This is a genomic window from Sphaerospermopsis torques-reginae ITEP-024 (assembly GCF_019598945.1).
In the GTDB taxonomy this organism is placed as follows: Bacteria; Cyanobacteriota; Cyanobacteriia; order Cyanobacteriales; family Nostocaceae; genus Sphaerospermopsis.
In genome coordinates this window covers 4,635,720-4,656,161 of the sequence record NZ_CP080598.1, presented here as the reverse complement: position 1 = coordinate 4,656,161, position 20,442 = coordinate 4,635,720, and the positions used below count along the sequence as shown (strand labels likewise).

The window sequence follows — 20,442 nt, the reverse complement described above, 5'->3', positions numbered from 1 at the left end:
TTAGATTTTAGATTTTAGATTTTAGATTGGAGTTAACAAAAACAATCCAAAATCCAAAATCCAAAATCCAAAATCAATAACTCCTGCCCCCTGCCTCCTCTTAAAACTTCACCTGCTTATAGGCGTTTGTCAGTTGTTGTAATGTGTGGTGGGAAAAGGCAAAATTGATTGATGCTAATAATTGCCACCAACTTTGCAACTCTGACTCGGAAGTAGTTTCCCGAAATTGTAAGGTAAAAAATTCTGCCCACCACTGAGGCGCGTGGTTTTTGTGAGGATAATCATGGGACTTGCGCCAACGTTTACGCCATTTGATCCGGTCTTGGCTGGTGGGTGAACCTACGTTAATGATGGGCGGAAAGTCAGCATAACTGACAAATTTACTCACCTCTTTACCGTGGACGTACACTATATAACGCCAGCATTCTACGGTATAAATATCTTCAAAACTGATGCTGAACATCAGACAAACTGCTTCTTCTGTGACAAATCTGGCCTGGGGATGGATGACAGAAGATTTATGAACAATTTTTGATGAACGAATAGGTGTTGTTTTTGGGATGAAAGATGATACCATAAAAATACCTGTAACTAGAGTAGATTTTTGCTTTGTTATTAAATACGGGTAAAAATAAATTCTGGTTATGTAAAGAGTTTTATGCGATCGCTTTTCTCATTCAAGGGCGATCGCTTTCTCTGATACAATATTAAACGATAAAATTCTATCTTTTGTCAATAGTCAATGGGACTAATTAGGCTGAAAATTCGAGAATTTGCCAATGAGAAGGGTTGGACATTGAAGGATGTGTCTGACCGTTCTGGTGTTGCTTATAGTTCTGTCAGAGCTTATGCAAGAGCGCCAGGACTGGCAATGGTAGATTTTACATCTATATTAAAGATGGCTCGCGCTTTAGATGTGATGATTGAAGATTTGGTGGAAGTGGTGGAGGAGTAAGAGAAAAGGTGACAGGTGACAGGTGACAGGTGACAGTGTGACAAATTTTTTCAACTATAGAAAAAATTATTTTTATTGATCATAATAGTTAGTTAGATCGGGTGCTGACTGGGTAAGAACAGACAGTGATATTAAAACACAGACACTAGAGGACTTTTAAACCTGTCACCAGTCCCCAGTCCCCAGTCACCTGCTTTAAGCGAGTTGAAATTTAGCTAACTATGGATAAATTACCTGAAAGCGAGTCTAACTTATCTTCTGGTGGTGGTTTACCAGTAATAGAATATTGGGTAGAAAAAACCCTGACACCCCAGGGGTTAAAATTGTGGCAAACCCTGAATCATAAAAGTGCGTGTTTATCCTGTGCGTGGGGTACGGGTGGCCAAAAAGGGGGTTTTGTGAATGAAGCGGGAGAATATTTACAGCGTTGTGCTAAAAGTGTAGAGGCGATCGCTGCGGAATTGCAACCAGGAATAAAACCAGAATTTTTCCAACAATATAATATTAGTGAATTACAAAAACTCACATCTCAAGAATGTGATAAATTAGGCAGATTAACCTATCCTTTGATTCTCAGATCCGGATCATCCCATTATCAACGCATTAGCTGGGAAGAAGTTTATCAAATTGCAGCACAGGCTTTTAGTATAACACCAGAAAGAATCGCTAGTTATAGTTCGGGGCGTTCATCAAATGAAGCTGCTTATTTATTACAATTGTTAATGCGATCGCTAGGTAGTAATAATTTAGCAGACTGTTCCGATTTATGTCACGCCCCCTCAACCGTCGGCTTAAAAAAAGTATTCGGTGCAGGTACATCAATGGTAAGTTTAGAAAACCTCAAACACAGTGATTGTGTAGTTTTAATAGGTTCTAACGCACCTGCAAACCACCCCAGATTAATGAACGAATTAATCAAATTGCGAGAACGAGGTGGTAAAGTAATTATCATTAACCCACAGATAGAAATAGGTTTAGTAAAATTCGCCTCTCCTGCATTTCCCATTAAATCATTATTAACAGGTGGTTCAGATATATCAACCTTATATTTACAACCCATTCCTGGTAGTGATGTGGCATTATTTGTAGGATTGCAAAAATCATTAATTGAACAGAATTTAATTAACCGAGAATATTTGAAATACTATACAAACAACTGGGCAGAAATTCTAGAATATGCAAATAATACAACCTGGGTAAATATCACACAAACTTGCGGTTTATCTCATGAAGAAATCACCGCAACAGCTTCATTAATTGGTAAATCTGAGCGTGTAGTTTTTGCTTGGGCGATGGGTGTAACCCAACAAGCAAACGGAGTTGATAACATATTAAGTATAGCAAATACCGCCTTAATTACAGGAAACGCGGGTAAAATTGGATCAGGAACAATGCCCATTAGAGGACATTCAAACGTTCAAGGATTTGGATCAATGGGTGTAACTGTAAATTTACGAGAAGAAATTAAACAAGCATTATCCAAACTATTAGGAAAACCTCTCAGCGAAACACCAGGTTATCATACCCGTGATTTAATAACAGCAGCAGAAAAAGGGAAAGTAGATACTCTCTTTTGTTTAGGTGGTAATTTGTATGCAGCTAACCCAGATTTACAGCAAGCAAAACAAGCATTATCCCAAATAGAAACCATATTTTATGTATCTACAAAACCGAACTTAGGACATTTTCACGGATTAGGAAAAACTCAAACATTAATATTACCAGTTTTCAATCGTTTTGAAAATCCCCATAAAACGACAACGGAATCAGGTAATAATTTTGTGAGGTTAAATGATGAAGGTACAAGTCATTTACAACCCCATAATTCTGATTTAATTTCGGAAATAGAATTAATTACAGAAATTGCCCATCGTGTACATCATGAAAGTCCTGTAAATTGGCGAAAATTGCAATATCCGGTATATATCAGAGAATTAATTGCAAAAACCATTCCTGGTTATGAGAAAATAGGAGAAATTGATCAAACCAAGGAAGAATTTACCATTGCAGGGCGGATTTTTGAAGAACCGAAATTTAAAACACCGGATGGTAAAGCGCAGATGTTTGTAACACCTTTACCACAGTTATCAATACCTGATAAATCAACTTTTGGGTTTGCAGAAAATCAGGCAGGAATTGTTTTGATATTGGGAACAGGGCGCAGTTATGGACAACATAATACAGTAGTTTATCGCAGTGAAGATAAATATAGAAATATGCCCCATCGTCATTGTATTTTGATGAATATTTCAGATATTAAAAAAGCAGGTTTTGAGGAACATCAACGAGTGAAGGTTAAAGGGGATGGGGGAGAATTAGAGAATATTGAAATTATTTGTGGTGCGATTCGTGAAGGGGTGGCTTTTATGTTTTATCCTGAAGCTAATGTGTTATTTAAGGGGAAAATTGATCCAAAAAGTGGTACTCCTGCATATAAGAGAGTTCCGGTTTTTGTTTATCAATAAGATGTAAGTATTCAGCCCACAATGAAATGAATTATGGCTTACGCCACGCTACGCTATCATGGCTAATAGTCAAAGTTTACTAAAGTAAACTATATTTAAATTAATCGAATGCCAGCAAAGTGCTATCATAAAAATCATGATCGGGTAGTAGACTAGCACGACAAAAGGAGTATCTATGGCAACAATTACTATTCGCAATATATCTGATGAGTTAGTGGAGCGGATTAAACTTTTAGCAGCACAAAAGGGGGTTTCTATGGAGCAAGAAGTCCGCGATTTGTTGCAAAAACGCTATGGGCAAAGAGATGAAGTGCTTACTCGTATTCGTCAACGGGCGGAAGTGTTACCAATGGAAGCGGAAAGTCGGGTACAGTCTTGGAAGTCAGAAGGAAGACTCTGATGGTGATTGATACGATGGTATTTGCTTATGCCCTTTTGCGTGTAGAGGGAAAGTATGAACAGGCGATCGCTACTTTAGAATCTGTAGATCAAATTATCGTACCTGATTCGTTGTTTGCTGAGTTGGGTAATGTGATTTGGCAATGGATACAATTTCGACAATTACCATTGCAAATAGGTTTAGATTCCATGCTGGATGCTGAGGCATTAGTTGATGTGATAATTTCTAATTCTCAAATTCGGGATATTGCTTTAAAACTAGCAGTGGAATCAAGTCATTCCTTCTATGATACGTTATTTGTAGCAGCAGCAATTCAATCTGATACTCAGGTATTAACCTATGATCAAAAACTAGCAAATAAATTTGGCGATCGCGTTGTCTTGCTGCAATAGGTTTCTCTCGTTCCTAGTCTCCAGTTTTTCTTCCTGGAGGGGATTTTATTACTTTATTCACCCACTGCCTTCACAAAGTACAGCCTTAGCGATCGCTCTTCCCCATAACTAGCAACTTGGGTTACTATACAGTAATAATGATTCCAGTATGTGCAATCGCAAATCGTATTATTGCTTTTTTGACTGTCAGTGGAACTATCCGAGTTTGCACAAATTTTTACTCACTACAACCTTATTATTACCTGTGTAAAGTAATGTAACCCAAAAAAGTCTAAAAATATCATAGTTAATTCTGCGATCACGGTAAAATTTCTATAGTACATAAAGGATAAAACTCTCATTAACAACCATAAACCGCAAAATATTGAGGATATAAAATATGATTGCTTCTCCTGATTTTTACATCACACCAGCAGAATATTTAGCAATGGAAGAAAACAGCGCAGTTAAACATGAATATATTGATGGATATATTTATGCAATGGCGGGCGCATCTGATCCTCATGTTACTATAGCGGGGAATATATTCTCCTTACTGCGTAATCATGTTCGGGGTTCTGGTTGTCGGGTATATATTGCGGATATGAAAGCGAGAATAGAATCTTTAAACAGATTTTACTATCCTGATGTCATGGTAACTTGTGATGCACGAGATCAAGAAACTCCAGGTTATAAAAGATTTCCTTGTTTAATAATTGAAGTTTTATCTAATTCTACGGAAGGATGTGATAGAGGTGATAAATTTGCAGATTATCAAATATTGGAAACTTTACAAGAATACGTTTTAATTAATACGAAAAAACCTAGAATAGAATGTTTTAGACGCAATGAAGAAGGACTTTGGATTTTACAATCTTATGTAGGAGAAGAAACATCATTTCAATTACAAACTATCAATTTTACAGGAAAAATGACAGCAATTTATGAAGATGTAAATTTTACTCCTCTACAACAATAAAGGACAGTTTAACTATTTAGTAGTTCATGAAAATATTAACTTGAATTACCTCGTTCCTAGTCTCCAGACTGGGAATGCTATCAGGGGTCTCTGACTCCCCCTAAACAAAAGGTAGAAACTTTTAAATTTCATTCCCATACAGAGTATGAAAGCAAGAAAAACAAACCGCAGAGGCGCAGAGAACACAGAGAAATAAAATAAAAATAGTCGGTTTTAACCGACTTTAGCTTTTAGACAGGGAATTAATTCCCTGTCAAAATGTATTCCCTGTCCTCTATCCCCTGACTAATAAAATATTAATCTCCATCCCCAATATCCCGCTTAGGCGGACGCTTGTAAGCAAAGGTAAAACTCTCACCACTAGCAATTACTTTCCGCATCTCATCATACATGGGATAATTACCAACACCACTTAAATTTGCCCAACCCCGCGCCCTCGTTAACGCAACAAACAACTGGTTACGAAAACTGACATCACTTTCATTCCGTGCAACGTGATCAAAACCCACCACATAAACCATATCTGCTTCATGGCCTTTTGCGCGAGTAATACGAGAAACCGTCACCCCACCATCACACCAAAATTTATCAGGATCATTATTGGGATATTGGGGAACTAAATCATTTAATTTTAAAGCAGTGGGAATATAAACATCAATGTCCTGTTCCATTAAGAAACTTGCAACCGATGTTTCTAACTCTATCGCTTCATAAGTTGAACCTAAAACTAAAACCAAAATATCCCGACTGGGGTTAAGTCCATCATGGACAATATTGTGCATGATTTTTTCTGATAAAGCTGTCATTTCCGCTTCACGGGAAGCAAAAGTTTCAAATTCTAACACCGGTTCTCCCCACAGTTCGGGAATAGGGTTAGGTGAAAATTCGGGTTTTCTAGTAATAGTAATTGGTTTACCAACTCGGCGAAAATCTCCTTTTACTTCATAACCAATTCTATGCCAATCTTCTTTATTTGTAATTCCCGTTAACATTCCTTCAGGACGTAATAAACCCATACCCATTGCATGAGCAGCAGTAAGAATTTGTCCGGGTGTGCGATAACAACGACGCATTACTTCTGAACGTTTAATACCTCCAGAATATAGAGGTTGTTTATTCAATAAATTACTTAATTTTTCCCCAAAAACTTCTTTAGCTTTAGGAACTACTAAACTATCCAAACTTTGCGCTTCATCATAAGCCCAAATTAATCTTTTTTCCTCTGGTTTATCTTCACTGACTGGTTTTAATGCTTGATAAGCTAACCAATAAATTGCCTGTTTATCTTCATACTTTAAATCATCATCTGCTACTAAATCTTGACCTTCATCTATCAAAATTGCATCAAACATGGGTTCAATTTTAATTTCTTCCAAAAGCCGTTTACTTAAATCTATTAAACCCCGGTTTGGTTGTCTTTCCTTAGTATTCTGGACTGTTCCTGGTCTTTTTCCGTGATATTCGCAAATGGTACTATATAAACCTGGTTGTTCTTTTGCACCCCAAGCATGAAGTACCTGTAATTTTAAATTTGTTTTGGGATCATAGTGCATTTCTCCACAACTAAAACGCCGTATCCATTGATCCAATAAACCAATCATTAAATCATATAAGGAACGGGTAAAAAATACTAAGGCAATATTCCAATCTGGATGTTTTAGGTGCATACTTGCGGCTTTTTGACAGAGTAAAACTGTTTTTCCTGAACCTGCAATACCGCGAATACGTTGGGAACCGGGTGGAATTTCTTTACCGATATGTTCCTGTTGTAAATCTATTTCATAGAGTTTTTCTCGTAAACTGTCAATAACAGCAGAACGGGTTTTTCCTGTAGTTGCAACTCGCTCACGGGGAGGTTTACGCAATACGGGAGTACCCCCAACTACTGAAAGTAATAATTCCCAATCTTTATCTTCGATATTTTCACCGGGAATGATAATATTAGCTTGGTTAATGCGTTCTATTAAACCAGCTTTACCTAATTGATCTTGAAAAATAATTGGCGGAATATCGGGTAATTCATGAAAACCTTTTTCTTGCCATTGTTGTGATGTAATATGAGGTAAGGCAATGATCGCTCTACCGTTAATTTTTCTCCAAAGTGCAGCTTCTCTATCACTATAGGATATGATTGCTCGCAGTTGATGTTCTACAATTTGATAGGGATTGATTTCTGTGAAATCACTCTTTTGCAATTGCCAAGTTTGCCTGTTAATATTAGTAATCTGGTCAATATTTAGAGATTGAACAGTAATTACTAATACTCCAAATTCTCGATCAACTATTAATATATCCGGTTCTTTTCTGGTTTCTCCTACTTTGAAAAAAATAGGATACCGCCAATATCCAATGCAGTTTCTATCTGCAAATGCACCCCGTACAGCATCCCATACTTTCTGCTCTCCGTCTTGATTTTTTATAGCTTCGGTGGTGATAAATTTGCTACCCTGTTCTTCTATGCCTACAGTCATTTGTTTTGCCTGTATAAGATAGTTAATACTGTTACGCTAACACTATCTATAGCTTGTGAACAGTGAGATTATACGGATATGGGTTTTTCAGTATTTTTAACTATAAATTTACGGTTTTTATCAAAAAAATGTGAATTTGTGTAAGTTACTGTCAGTACAATATTGATCAGAACATAGGTTGATGCACACACTGATATCTAGTACAGATTTGAAAGTATTCGTCATCTATCTCTATCTTCTCTAATCATTTCTGTACTATCTCGCAACTTAAAATCTGCTGGATTTGAACGACGAATATTTTGGGTTTCTTCTAATAGTTTCAAAATTTTAGTACGTCTTCCTGATTCTATTTGCTGTTGTTCTATTTCTAATGCTGTTTGTAAAAGTAGTACAATTTGAGATTCTATAGAGTTATGTTCAGCCTTAGCTAGTTTTACTATTTGTTGATATAATTCATCGGGTAAATTGATATTGTCAAGAGAAGTCATTATTAAAATCTCACTGTTATTAATTGTTATTGTTGATGATTATAACATAAATACTCTACATTTACATAAATTTGTTTTGTTATCTTTTTATTTTTATTTTTTCTTTTTATTTGATCTATGTTAAAATCAACATAGTTTAGTTATAGTGAAGACGATTATGTTAAATTACGATTTGCGTCAATGTCTTCCATCTTCTGCGGAACTTCCTGACTCTGATGATACTCCAGTGGATAACGAATTACAAAACCTCATCCCTAATTTATTAGAAGCTATTTTAGCTTTAGTTTGGCCAAATAGAAATGATTGGTTTTTTGGTGTAGATATGGGAATTTATTATGCACCAAGTAAACCACCTTTAGTTCCTGATGGTTTTTTGAGTTTGGGTGTAGAACGTTTTATTGGTGAGGAAGGAAGGTTAAGTTATGTACTGTGGGAAGAAGATAATATTCCCCCTATTTTTGCTTTAGAAGTTGTGTCTAAAACCTACGGGGGCGAATATGAAAGAAAGAAAATTGACTATGCAAAGTTAGGAATTTTATATTATGCAATTTATGTTCCTAATCGTCAATACCGACGTAAACGTCAACCTTTGGAGATTTATAAATTAGAAAATCATCAATATATTTTACAACCTGATGGGCGGTTATGGATGCCAGAAATTGGTTTAGCTTTAGGAAGGGAAAGAGGTACTTATTTAGGGAGAAATCGAGAATGGTTATATTGGTATAATCAACAAAGTGAAAGGTTGCTAACTCCTGAAGAATTTGCACAACTAGAAAAACAACGTGCAGATCAGGAAAGATTAAAAGCTGAAAAATTAGCGCAGAAATTACGAGAATTAGGAGTTAACCCAGATGATATTTAATTAGTAGTTATATATCCCCAGATCCCCGAGTTCTTTAAGAAGTCAGGGATCTATGAAATTTCTATTCTAATTTGATAATTTTTACCGTAGTTTCAGGAATTTGCTCATTTTGTTTTTTCATACCTGGTAACATTGCAGTATGAAAAATCAGGATAGAAATTAATGTGAACATCACCCCAAATAAAATCATATCTGTTCCTGAACGACTAGAAATACTCACGGATGAATTATTTATTTTTCCATTTGTTGTTCCATTTGTGTTTAGATTTGATAAAGGTATTGTTTTCTGTACAGATGGGGGTTTTTGTAAGTCTTGAATTATTTCCTGCGCTGATTGATATCTGGTATCTTGATATTCATCAATCATTTTACATAAAATATCTTGGAAATCATCGGTAATATGAATATCCCTATACCAAGTATCAGTTAATTTTTCAGGTTTTAATCCGGTAATTAATTCAATTATTGTCATTCCCAGTGCATAAATATCACTATTTTTTTCTGGATAACCTCTCATTTGTTCTATGGGTGCATATCCACGGGAAAATATATTAGTACCTGGTGTTTGTAATTTTGTACCATTGGGATTTTCTGCTTTGACTGCACCAAAATCTATTAAAAATAACTTGTCATTATGATCTATCATAATATTATCAGGTTTAATATCACGATGGATAATACCTTGTTTGTGAATATAATCGAGTATTTTTAAGATATCTATGAGAATTTTTTGAGATTTTTCAATACTAAAAGTTTGAGATTTATTGAGTTTTTCCCTTAATGTTTCACCATGAATATATTGTTGTACTAAGTAATATTGTTGGTTTTCTGCGATATAATCTACAAAATCAGGAATTTGTTGATGAGCTTGCAACTTTTGTAAAATTTCTTTCTCGTCATTAAACTTGCGTTGAGCGATCGCTATTTTATCTGGATCATTACTAGAAAATGTCAATTGTTTAACCGCGTAGTTTTTTCCATACTGATCCACTGCTAAATAAGTTGTACCAAAATTACCACTTCCTAAAATTTTGAGCAGTTGATATTTTCCACCGATGTTATTCATATAGCACCACCATCACAGAGATGATCCCCTTCTTCATCTTCAGCATGAGCAAAGATTAATAAATTTTACTTGATCTATACTATACCAATTATGGTATGATTGGTGAAATTTACCTTCGTTGATTTATTAAGTATTTTTACGGGGTAAGATCCCCGACTTCTTCCTTCACGATGTCAATAAACCATAGACTGATATCAGAAGTCGGGGATTTGGTTTTTCCATATAACATTCAGATCCCCGACTGCTGTTAATAAACCATAATTTCTTGTCACGATTAAATAAAAAATTTGGGGATCTGACGGGGAATTTTTCAAAAAGTCAAAATCAAATTAATCAAACCGGAAAATTATGAACAATAAAATTCGCAATGCTATATTAAGTTTAGGCGTGGTATTTATTCTCATTTATGCTTTCATCCCATCCAGTAGACAATATTTTTCATATTTCGTTGTTTTGGGATTTGCAGTATTAACTATTTATTTGACATGGGATGGTTATGACATCAGAAAAAAATTACAAAATCAATTTCAACCATCTTTAAAACAAGAGATTGCAAATGCAATTATAGATGTTTATAATCGTCATCCAACAAAATATGAACAAATTAATAAAGCAGCTTTAATAGACAGTGTGACAAATGCTCACTTAAAAGACTGGGAAAAAAATAAACGTTATTATCAATCTTTGCCAAATTTCCTCTTATCAATTGGATTATTTGGTACTTTTTTGGGAATTACTTTAAATTTGTTATTAATTAGCGGTAATCTGGGAGGTGAAGTAGACATACAAACAATTTTACCAAATATTGTTAACTCAATGGGTGTAGCTTTTGGTAGTAGTTTATTTGCATTAGCTTGTAGTATTTTTTTAGTTAAATTTTACCCCGTATCAGAATTAGAAATAGAAAAAGAAAATTTAATCATCTCCCTAGAACATTACATTGATAATGAATTTTTGCTAAATAGTCAAAATACCAGTAAAATAGAGCAGTTAATTACATCTATTGATAACTACTCTAATAGCTTAAAAAGTTTCCTTTCAGGTTTAGATCAAAACACCAAAAAATTTGCAACTGCTATCACAGAAGCTACAGATAAAATTAATACCTCAGCAAACAACTTTCAAACTATTGTTAATCAATCTTCCCAAACCATGCAAACGGGAGCAAATGTTTTAAGTAATGCGACTAACAAAATAGCCACATTAAGCACAAAATTTTCCGATATTTCCTCATCCTTACTCACATCATCAAAATCATTTGAAAAATCTATATCTTCCCTAGAAAAATATGGAGATAGTTTAGAAAATCTCAGTGATAGCTTAATCAATAACTCCCAAGAAATCCAAAAATTATCTCAAACTAATAAAGATAATATGAAAAGTCTCAGTAACACATTAATTAGTAATTCTAACGATGTCAAAAACCTCATACAAAATAATCAACAAAATCTCACTACCGTTACAGATCGTCTCTTGCAAAATGTTAACAGTATTTCTACCTCTACCGAAACATTTAATAATCATGTTAACCAAATTGTCACATCTTTCAACCAACATAGTTTACAAGTAAGAGAATATAATACAAACCTCCAACAATTAGCAGGATTAATCAACAATGCAACCCAATCATCTAATAATAATATACCCCAATTAGCAGCCATGTTAGGAAATCAAGTTAATCAATTACAAACTACTGCAAACCAACTCAATCAAAATTCCCAAATGTTGCAACAAATCAATAGTAACCTATCTGTATTATTAACCAACTTCCAACAATTTCAACAATCACAAAATTAAAATATGATCATGTATGATGTGTAGGAGTTTAGCATTGCTAAACCCCTACATTTAAACCTCTACAAAATAATCATCATTTAACATCAATATAGATATGCAAAGAAGAAATCGCAATCATTCTAATAATAGCGAAACCTTTACAATTTGGACATCCTTTACAGATTTAATGTCTAACGCATTTATGATTATTACCTTATTATTAGTATTTGTGGTATCTCAAAAAAAACCACCAAAACCACCAGGGATAGTTTGTGAACCGAAAATTATTAACCTTCCTTCTGAACAATATAGTTTTGACTCAGGGAGTGCAGTTTTACCAAATAACTTAAAAAGTGATATCTTGGAAAATAACCAACCTGGAAAAATATTAAAATTAATTGAAGAAACCCTTTCTCAACAAGAACAATGTAATAATGAAACTGAGGTACTAGAAATTATAGGTCATACAGATGATCAACCAGTAAATTTTCTCAACTGTAATAAACCCAATAATCAAACATCAAAACCTTTAGATAATCACCTAGAAAATGTTGCCACAGGTAATCAAAATATTAACACTTTATGTCCTCGTTCTAATGCTGATTTAGGTTTAATGCGAGCATTATCAGTAGTCAAAGAATTGCAAAAAGCGCAAAATCAAACCAAATTATCAAGGTTTAAAAAAGTCCAATTTAGAGCATATTCAGCAGCACAATTATTTTTACCAGAAAATCAAGGATTTGCTAAAAACAATACGAGAAAAGATCCAGCAACCAGAAGTAAACGCAGAAGAATAGAAATCAGATTTGCACAACTGGGAGAGTACGTCACACCAGATGAAAATTGATAAAAATTGAAAATAAAAGCAGTTCTCATCTATGTGCAAATTTAAATATATTTTAAATATCTGCTGTTAACTGACTTAAATAATCATCCATGATAGCTGGTAATTCTTTGGGTGAATAGGTATAAGTGAGATATAAAAATGTAATTGCTGAGTTGATAACTTGCTTTCTATTTATTATAGTTGATAGTTGAGAACGAGTATATTTACCGTTCATTATTTCTAAACTAGCATCTGCGATCGCATCTTCTATAACTGATTCTTCTATTAAATTTTCCCATTCATCTTCATTGATGTAATAGGATTTTTTGTTTTCTTTGAGATTGATTTCTTGAATTTCTCTAATTGAATTACGAATAGAAGCCATCCAAGAATTTGTTAATCTTTTTTCTATTTGATTTTTAATTATATGAATGAGTAGAATTTTTAAAAATGATTTAATTTGTCTGATTGTTGCTTTTTTACTCATTCCTTCTAATTCATCTACAATTGCTAAAGCTTCTGTATAATTTCCTTGTAAAATACTGTTTCTGAGGTCTATTAATTCTTGGGTCATTTTTAGTAGCCTCCGGTTTATTTTCTACATTGAGAATAACATAAATTCATACTATTACCGCTATTTTGAAATTTTATCTGTGTTTATCTGCGTTTATCTGCGTTAAATTATAGTGATAAAATTTCGCACAACTGGGAGAGTACGTCACACCAGATGGAAATTGATAGAAATTGAAAATAAAAGAAGTTCTCATATATTTTACCATGCCTTTTGCGTTCTTCCTTTGCGTCTTTGCGTCTTTGCGTGAGATATCAAAAACTGACTACTCACTGGTATGATAATGAATCTGCAAACAAACACCCATTAACTCAACCATGACAAAAAACTACCGTATTACCCTACTTCCCGGAGATGGTATTGGACCCGAAATCATGGCCGTTGCAGTGGACGTGCTAAAAGTCGTCGCTAAACGCTTTGATTTGAACTTTGACTTTCAAACCGCCCTCATCGGTGGTGCAGCGATAGATGAAACCGGTGAACCCCTACCATCTGCAACATTAGAAACTTGTCGCAGCAGTGATTCAGTATTGCTCGCTGCTATCGGTGGTTATAAATGGGACACTTTACCCTCTGATAAACGTCCTGAAGCTGGTTTATTAGGATTAAGAGCAGGTTTAGAACTCTTTGCAAATTTACGACCTGCAAAAATCATCCCCCAACTGATAGACGCTTCCACCTTAAAAAAAGAAGTCGTCGAAGGTGTGGATATTATGGTAGTGCGGGAACTCACTGGAGGGATTTATTTCGGTAAACCTAAAGGTATTTTTGTTACTGAAACTGGAGAAAGACGTGGTGTAAATACGATGGTTTACAGCGAATCAGAAATTGAGAGAATTGGTAAAGTTGCCTTTGAAACAGCCCAAAAACGCGGCGGAAAACTTTGTTCTGTGGATAAAGCCAATGTATTAGATGTATCTCAACTTTGGCGGGAGAAAATGACTAAGCTGGCTTCAGAATATCCTGACGTAGAATTATCACATTTATATGTAGATAATGCCGCCATGCAATTAGTCCGCGCCCCCAAACAATTTGATACAATCGTTACTGGTAACTTGTTCGGTGATATTCTTTCCGATGCTGCGGCCATGTTAACTGGTAGTATAGGAATGTTACCTTCTGCTAGTTTGGGAGCTTCTGGACCAGGTGTATATGAACCTGTTCACGGTTCAGCCCCGGATATAGCCGGACAAGATAAAGCCAACCCCTTAGCACAGGTATTAAGTGCAGCCATGATGTTACGTTATGATTTAGACCAACCAGCAGCAGCGGATATGATAGAAAATGCAGTGTTACAGGTTTTACAACAAGGCGATCGCACAGGAGATATTATGTCCCCAGGAATGAATCTTTTAGGTTGTCGCGCAATGGGTGAAGCTTTAATGAAAATTCTGGAAACAAAGGAAACAAAATAGTTTGATTGTACTAGAAGAAAATTTTAGCGTTTTTTGCTAAAAGTTTCAGATACACTAGAAGCAAATCTATCAATAACATAACAACTAATAGTGTACGCTTCACGACAAGGACAGGGAAATTTCACCACCCCACCAAACCAAACCCCTTTGGTAGATCCCACCGTGATCAAAGCCGCTGGGCAAATTTACTATACCTACTGTGAGGTACATCCTGAAATTGTGGGGCAAGCTTCAGGAGTAGCAATTAGTCGCGTCACTCATCGAGGTAAAGTAATTTTTACTCAGCAACCGATTCTCTTACCACAGGAATGTTTTATACCTTTACAACAAATAGAATCGTATATGTATTAGGGAATAGGGAATAGGGAATAGGGAATAGGTAGGGGTAGAGGAGGTAGGAAGAAAAAATTTTTACCAATGCCCAATGCCCAATGACTAAAAACTACTGACTCATAACTAATGACAATATGGACACATTGATTTTCGTCCCTGCTAGTATCATTGTCTTCGCTTTGGGGGCTGCTATTGGTAGCTTTATCAATGTTGTAGTTTATCGCCTACCTGCGGGATTATCCTTACTTTGGCCACCTTCTCGCTGTCCTAAATGCTTAAACCAATTAAAAGCTTATGATAACGTACCTGTGTTTGGTTGGTTGTGGTTAAAAGGAAGATGTCGTTATTGTCACACCAAAATTTCTCCCCGTTATCCTGTAGTAGAGGCGATAACGGGAATTATATTTTTAATAGTATTTTGGGTATTTCAATTTTCAGCCTTAACAGTTGGTTATTGGGCTTTTTGTAGTTGGTTATTAGCTCTATCTCTTATAGACTGGGATACAATGATTTTACCTGGTCAACTTACCAAGTCGGGATTGGTATTGGGCTTAGTTTTTCAAATGGGTTTAGGTTTTTTAACAGAAAATAGCTGGGTGGGTGGGATCAATCAGCTAATGTTCGGTATAGGTGGTACAGTCTTGGGCTTATGGCTGTTTGATAGCATCTCAATTTTAGGTTATCTAGCCTATGGAAAACCCGTCATGGGTGCAGGTGATGGGAAACTAGCAGCGATGATGGGCGCTTGGTTAGGTTGGAAACATCTACTAATAGCTAGTTTTATGGCCTGTTTTTTGGGAGTATTAATAGGTGGAGGTGCAATTATGCTCTCACGTCATCAAATGGGACAAAGAATGCCTTTTGGTCCTTTCTTAGCTTTGGGGGCGGTAATTGCTGTTTTTAGCGGTGAAATGATTTTGTCTTACTACCTGCGCCTAGTGCTACCAGTATCTTGACAGAGACAACTTAAACAACAATTAAACAATTGAAAATTCTCATCAAAATTTACAAAACTTACAAAACAAACTTATTCACCTATTACCTCATCAATAATAATCAACCTCCTCCATAACTGTAACCTCAATTACTGCATTTATTCTTTATATTTTGGTAATATTAGCTTATAAATTGATATTACCCCTAAAAAAATATAAAGCTATTTTCATAGCGTCAATCTGAAATCTAAAATCTAAAGTCTAAAGTCTAAAGTCTAAAATCCCAAATTGATTGACCTATTTTTTGACATCTCATACCTACTTAAATAACAATAAAAATGGCAAACAACGAAGAATCACGCGGTTTAAAGTCTTTATTTGATTGGTTTGCAAATCGTCGTAAATCAGGATCTCCCAATTTAGAAAAACAAGAACGGGAAATAGCCGATGGTTTGTGGCACAAATGCCCGAAATGTGGTGTTTTGGCTTATGCTAAAGACCTAAAAGCTAATCAAATGGTTTGTGCAGAATGCGGTCATCATAACCGAGTCGATAGTGATGAACGTATCCGTCAGTTAATTGATGCAAATACTTGGAAACCCATAGATGAAAATTTGCGTCCCACTGATCCTTTAGGATTCCGCGATCGCAAACCCTACAGCGATCGCATCCGGGAAACTCAGGAAAAAGTCGGTTTAATAGACGCAGTAAAAACCGGTTTAGGGCAAATTAACGGTTTACCCATCGCTTTAGGAGTCATGGACTTCCGTTTTATGGGTGGTAGTATGGGTTCTGTTGTCGGTGAAAAACTCACTCGTTTAATAGAACAAGCTACACAACGCCGCTATCCTGTCGTTATCGTTTGTACCTCTGGTGGTGCGAGAATGCAGGAAGGAATGTTGTCCTTAATGCAAATGGCGAAAATTTCCGGTGCTTTACAACGCCATCAAGATGCTCGTTTATTATACATTCCCGTCTTAACAAATCCCACCACCGGAGGCGTTACCGCTAGTTTTGCCATGTTGGGTGATATCATCATCGCCGAACCCAAAGCCACCATCGGTTTTGCCGGCAGACGAGTTATTGAACAAACCCTGCGGGAAAAACTACCCGAAGATTTCCAAACCGCCGAAGACTTACTCAAGCATGGTTTTGTAGATGAAATTGTTCCCCGCACTCAGTTAAAGAATACATTGGCACAGTTAATATCTTTACACCAACCCATGCCCACCGCACCTAACATGGTTTTGTGGGAAACAATGACATTAACTTCTACTGGTGTAGAGTAGGTGATTGGTGATTGGTGATTGGTGATTGGGTTCTTAATCTTCCCCTGCTTCCCCTGCTTACCCTGCTTACCCTGCTTCCCCATCTCTACTGTCACCTGTCACCTGTCACCTGTCACCTGTTCCCTAATGAATACAAGCGGGATCAATGCTGCTAGTCTGCAAATGCTAGAAAGGGCAAATAAACCTAATAAACCGCCAAAATGGGGAGATTGGGCGATAAAACCGCCGATAGTTGTCCCTAAAGCACCAGTTACACCGGCAATAGCAGCAGCGATCGCAAAATAAATAGATTGATTTCTGACTGGTGTAACACCAATCTGCAAATTGTTATTACATAAATCCACCGCAGCACCAGTACCACCGATAAAAATATGTAATAGTGGTAGCCACAACCAAATATCTAAATTTCTGTTACCAATTCCAAACCAAAATAAAGGCGTAACTGCAACAATAATCCCCACAAATATCAAAATCGGACGATTTCCTAATTTATCTGCTAACTTACCCCAAAAAACCACCATTAACAAATTTGCTCCTGCTTGCAGACTGCTGTAAACAGTCACCCAACCCACATCTATATTTAAAGTTTCCAGCAGATAAAGATTTACAAAAGGGGCGCAAAGATTAAAAGCCAACATCCATAAACTGAAATACAGTAAAAATATCCAAAAATGGGAATTTTGATCATTTTCCTTATTCTTGGGTAGGGGTAATTCATGAATTACCCCTACATTGTCTTTATTTCGCGTAACTTCTATATAAGTATTTTGTAATTGGGGATTAACATCAATTTTAAAATACTGACAACCTAAACTAACTAACCCAAATAAAATCCCCACAAACAAAACCAACCCATAACCTTGGAGAGTTCCCCCAAACCAATGAGAAACAGCAAAACCCGCCAAAGGAACACATAACAAATTAGTTAAACTGGCCGCACTATTACGTATTCCAAAATATCTACCCCGTAACCTTTTAGGAACAATAATTGCTAACCAACTCATCCAAGATGCACATCCCAAACCCCCAACAAGATGACTAAAAAAGACAATTACCAGCGTTAATATCACCAACTGCTGAGAATTGATCAATCCCCAACTCTTACAGATAATTCCTATTACTAAAAACAGCCAAAATAGGCGAGAAATTCCATAAACCAGCGCCGAATATTGAAACCTGCTAGTAGTGCGTTCTGAGATATAAGCACCTAAAGGCTGAATGAGATTTACTAGCATGGGAATTGAAGAAAGCATCCCAAAAATTACCGGACTAGCATCTAATTCTACCAAAAAATTACTCAGTAAAATTCCCCCAGCAGTAATAGAAAAAATTGTGGCAAAAATAGCATCTAAAGTAGAAGCTTGTAAACTGGTACGAATCGCATTTTTAGGAAAACGAGAGCTAGATTTAGATTCAGAACGTAGAACATTGTTTAATGAATCAATCTGAGGAATTTCCAGATTTAAAGAAGTAGATATTTCAACTTTAACCGAGTCCATAAACTATCGTCTAGCGGTGACGAAATGAGTAAAATTTCAGTTAATAATAGTTGTTTGTTCTTCTATATACCATTTCTCAATAAAAATTCATACTGCTTAAAGATGAGTCTTGAGTTACGGGATCATCCCAAATGTGTAAATTCATTTTTGTCTATGGAAATAATATGCCCCAAAGCTTAATATGATTGAACCGCAAAGGGCGCAAAGGACACAAAGGTAAGAGAGTTTAAGAGATTTTTTAGTGTTGCTGCGGTCATTTTTTATTTCATTGGGATGCTCCCGGAGTTACAGCATCTATAAATGAGAAAATAAAAACTTTTATCTGTCCATGAACAAATACAAATGGTTAAAATTCTGTATATTAATTATCACAGTGGCTATCATTGTGATCAGTTGTCACCAATTACAACCCAGCAAATCAGCAGTTACTATTAAACTTAGTGGTTGGGGTGGTTCACCTGTAGAACAAAAACTTTTAAAACAAGTATTGCAAGATTTTGAAATCAAACATCCCCAAATTAAAGTTAAATATGAATTAATTTCTGATCAATATATGGATGTAATTAAAACTCGCTTAATTGGTGAAGCTGCACCAGATGTATTTTATTTAGATGCTGTAGAAGCTCCTTTTTTGATAAGTAAAAATGTTTTAGAACCTCTCAATAATTACATCACAGATAAATTTGATTTACAAGATTTTGATAAAAATTTATTAGAAATTTTTAAAGAGCATAACCATATTTATGGAATACCTAAAGATTATTCTACATTAGCTTTATTTTATAACAAAAAAGCTTTTAAAAAATCAGGTTTCAATAAACCGCCAACTACTTGGGATGAATTATTAAGTTACTCTCAAAAATTAACAGGTAAACTTAATAGATACGGGTTTGGAGAAAGTCCAGCAATATCACGCCATGTTTACAAAATTCAAGCTTTTGGCGGAAAGTTAATTGATGAAAATGGTAATGCTACCTTTGCTAGTGAAAAAGCTTTAAAAGGTTTACAATTAGTGATAGATCAATATCGAAAATATCAAACATCAGCCTTACCATCAGATGTTGGTGCGAGTTCAGGTACAGATATGTTTGGACAAGGTAAAGTGGCAATGGTAATTGAGGGAAATTGGGCTATTCCTTATCTGCAAGAAACCTTTCCCCAGTTAGATTTTGCTACCGCAGAAGTCCCCAAAATTAATAATCAAAAAGGCACAATGGTTTATACTGTTGCCTATGTCATGAATAAACAAACAAAACATAAAAAAGCAGCTTGGGAATTAATTTCTTATTTGACAGGTAAAGAAGGAATGGAAAAGTGGACAGTAACAGGTTTTGCTTTACCAACTCGCAAATCTGTAGCCAATAAATTAGGTTATGATCAAGATTATTTAAGGTCTGCATTAGTAGCAGGTCTTGATGATGCTACTCCTTGGCAACTTGGTAAATATCCAGCAGTAATTGTTAATAATTTTGAGAATCAATTTTTAAGTGCTTTATTGGGGGAACAATCTTTAAAACAGGCGATGTTGAGAGCGCAAAATAATGCTAATCAGCAGATGAAAATGATGGATTCCTTCTTTCCTTCTTTCCTTCTTCTCTTCTTCTCTTCTTCGTGTCCTTCGTGTCTTCGTGGTTCATTAATAAAAAAATCCCTCGTTCCCAAGTTCTACCTGGGAATGCAGTTGAAAAGGCTCTGCCTTCTGCTATTGTGAAAATACACTGAACAAAATATTGAATAG

Annotated in this window: 19 protein-coding genes; 13 read left to right on the top strand and 6 right to left on the bottom strand. The window is 35.5% G+C overall.

Features of this window, described 5'->3' with window-relative positions; translation table 11 throughout:
• Window positions 1-100: 100 nt before the first annotated feature.
• Window positions 101-577, bottom strand: a complete 477-nt coding sequence (locus K2F26_RS21655) for a hypothetical protein (protein ID WP_220609436.1) — start codon at window positions 575-577, stop codon at window positions 101-103.
• 165 nt (window positions 578-742) lie between these two features.
• Between K2F26_RS21655 and K2F26_RS21650 the strand changes: the two genes are divergently transcribed.
• The 5 genes from K2F26_RS21650 (at window position 743) to K2F26_RS21630 (ending at window position 5,170) form a co-directional block, all read left to right on the top strand.
• On the top strand, window positions 743-955 hold the full coding sequence (locus K2F26_RS21650) for a helix-turn-helix domain-containing protein (protein ID WP_220609435.1): 213 nt from the start codon (window positions 743-745) through the stop codon (window positions 953-955).
• A gap of 221 nt (window positions 956-1,176) precedes the next feature.
• On the top strand, window positions 1,177-3,420 hold the full coding sequence (locus K2F26_RS21645; RefSeq protein WP_220609434.1) for an FdhF/YdeP family oxidoreductase: 2,244 nt from the start codon (window positions 1,177-1,179) through the stop codon (window positions 3,418-3,420).
• Window positions 3,421-3,595: 175 nt separating this feature from the next.
• Window positions 3,596-3,820, top strand: a complete 225-nt coding sequence (locus K2F26_RS21640; RefSeq protein ID WP_193942297.1) for a FitA-like ribbon-helix-helix domain-containing protein — start codon at window positions 3,596-3,598, stop codon at window positions 3,818-3,820.
• Window positions 3,820-4,212, top strand: a complete 393-nt coding sequence (locus K2F26_RS21635; protein WP_220609433.1) for a type II toxin-antitoxin system VapC family toxin — start codon at window positions 3,820-3,822, stop codon at window positions 4,210-4,212. Before K2F26_RS21640 ends, K2F26_RS21635 begins: the two co-directional genes overlap by 1 nt.
• Window positions 4,213-4,591: 379 nt before the next feature.
• A complete protein-coding gene (locus K2F26_RS21630; protein WP_220609432.1) occupies window positions 4,592-5,170 on the top strand; it encodes a Uma2 family endonuclease in 579 nt (192 codons plus the stop codon).
• Between the two features lie 296 nt (window positions 5,171-5,466).
• Here K2F26_RS21630 and K2F26_RS21625 read toward each other — a convergent pair whose 3' ends face one another.
• Together K2F26_RS21625 and K2F26_RS21620 are read right to left on the bottom strand one after the other, a co-directional pair.
• Window positions 5,467-7,641, bottom strand: a complete 2,175-nt coding sequence (locus K2F26_RS21625; RefSeq protein ID WP_220609431.1) for a DEAD/DEAH box helicase — start codon at window positions 7,639-7,641, stop codon at window positions 5,467-5,469.
• A 221-nt stretch (window positions 7,642-7,862) separates the two neighbouring features.
• A complete protein-coding gene (locus K2F26_RS21620) occupies window positions 7,863-8,129 on the bottom strand; it encodes a hypothetical protein (protein WP_220609430.1) in 267 nt (88 codons plus the stop codon).
• Between the two features lie 157 nt (window positions 8,130-8,286).
• Between K2F26_RS21620 and K2F26_RS21615 the strand changes: the two genes are divergently transcribed.
• Window positions 8,287-8,994: a Uma2 family endonuclease gene (locus K2F26_RS21615; RefSeq protein WP_220609429.1), complete on the top strand. Its 708-nt coding sequence runs from the start codon at window positions 8,287-8,289 to the stop codon at window positions 8,992-8,994.
• Between the two features lie 61 nt (window positions 8,995-9,055).
• Here the strand turns inward: K2F26_RS21615 and K2F26_RS21610 are convergent, their stop codons facing one another.
• Window positions 9,056-10,060 carry a serine/threonine-protein kinase gene (locus K2F26_RS21610; protein WP_220609428.1) on the bottom strand — a complete coding sequence of 335 codons (1,005 nt, stop codon included), beginning with the start codon at window positions 10,058-10,060 and terminating at the stop codon, window positions 9,056-9,058.
• Window positions 10,061-10,408: 348 nt separating this feature from the next.
• Between K2F26_RS21610 and K2F26_RS21605 the strand changes: the two genes are divergently transcribed.
• On the top strand, window positions 10,409-11,857 hold the full coding sequence (locus K2F26_RS21605) for a hypothetical protein (RefSeq protein WP_220609427.1): 1,449 nt from the start codon (window positions 10,409-10,411) through the stop codon (window positions 11,855-11,857).
• A gap of 94 nt (window positions 11,858-11,951) precedes the next feature.
• Window positions 11,952-12,683, top strand: a complete 732-nt coding sequence (locus K2F26_RS21600) for a flagellar motor protein (RefSeq protein ID WP_220609426.1) — start codon at window positions 11,952-11,954, stop codon at window positions 12,681-12,683.
• Window positions 12,684-12,735: 52 nt separating this feature from the next.
• Here K2F26_RS21600 and K2F26_RS21595 read toward each other — a convergent pair whose 3' ends face one another.
• Window positions 12,736-13,236, bottom strand: coding sequence for a DUF29 family protein (locus K2F26_RS21595; protein WP_220609425.1), 501 nt, complete (start codon window positions 13,234-13,236; stop codon window positions 12,736-12,738).
• A gap of 314 nt (window positions 13,237-13,550) precedes the next feature.
• Here K2F26_RS21595 and leuB point away from each other — a divergent pair, with 314 nt between their 5' ends.
• The 4 genes from leuB to accD all read left to right on the top strand — a co-directional run bounded on the left by leuB (window position 13,551) and on the right by accD (window position 17,205).
• The gene (gene leuB / locus K2F26_RS21590) at window positions 13,551-14,648 is read left to right on the top strand and encodes a 3-isopropylmalate dehydrogenase (RefSeq protein WP_220609424.1); all 1,098 of its coding nucleotides are present in this window, start codon (window positions 13,551-13,553) and stop codon (window positions 14,646-14,648) included.
• Between the two features lie 90 nt (window positions 14,649-14,738).
• A complete protein-coding gene (locus tag K2F26_RS21585; RefSeq protein ID WP_220609423.1) occupies window positions 14,739-14,999 on the top strand; it encodes a hypothetical protein in 261 nt (86 codons plus the stop codon).
• A 116-nt stretch (window positions 15,000-15,115) separates the two neighbouring features.
• On the top strand, window positions 15,116-15,937 hold the full coding sequence (locus K2F26_RS21580; RefSeq protein ID WP_220609422.1) for a prepilin peptidase: 822 nt from the start codon (window positions 15,116-15,118) through the stop codon (window positions 15,935-15,937).
• Window positions 15,938-16,254: 317 nt separating this feature from the next.
• Window positions 16,255-17,205 carry an acetyl-CoA carboxylase, carboxyltransferase subunit beta gene (accD, locus tag K2F26_RS21575; RefSeq protein ID WP_220609421.1) on the top strand — a complete coding sequence of 317 codons (951 nt, stop codon included), beginning with the start codon at window positions 16,255-16,257 and terminating at the stop codon, window positions 17,203-17,205.
• A gap of 98 nt (window positions 17,206-17,303) precedes the next feature.
• Here accD and K2F26_RS21570 read toward each other — a convergent pair whose 3' ends face one another.
• Window positions 17,304-18,704, bottom strand: coding sequence for an MFS transporter (locus tag K2F26_RS21570; RefSeq protein ID WP_220609420.1), 1,401 nt, complete (start codon window positions 18,702-18,704; stop codon window positions 17,304-17,306).
• Between the two features lie 328 nt (window positions 18,705-19,032).
• Here K2F26_RS21570 and K2F26_RS21565 point away from each other — a divergent pair, with 328 nt between their 5' ends.
• Entirely contained in the window at window positions 19,033-20,415 is a 1,383-nt protein-coding gene (locus K2F26_RS21565; RefSeq protein WP_220609419.1) for an ABC transporter substrate-binding protein, read from the top strand.
• Window positions 20,416-20,442: the final 27 nt, after the last annotated feature.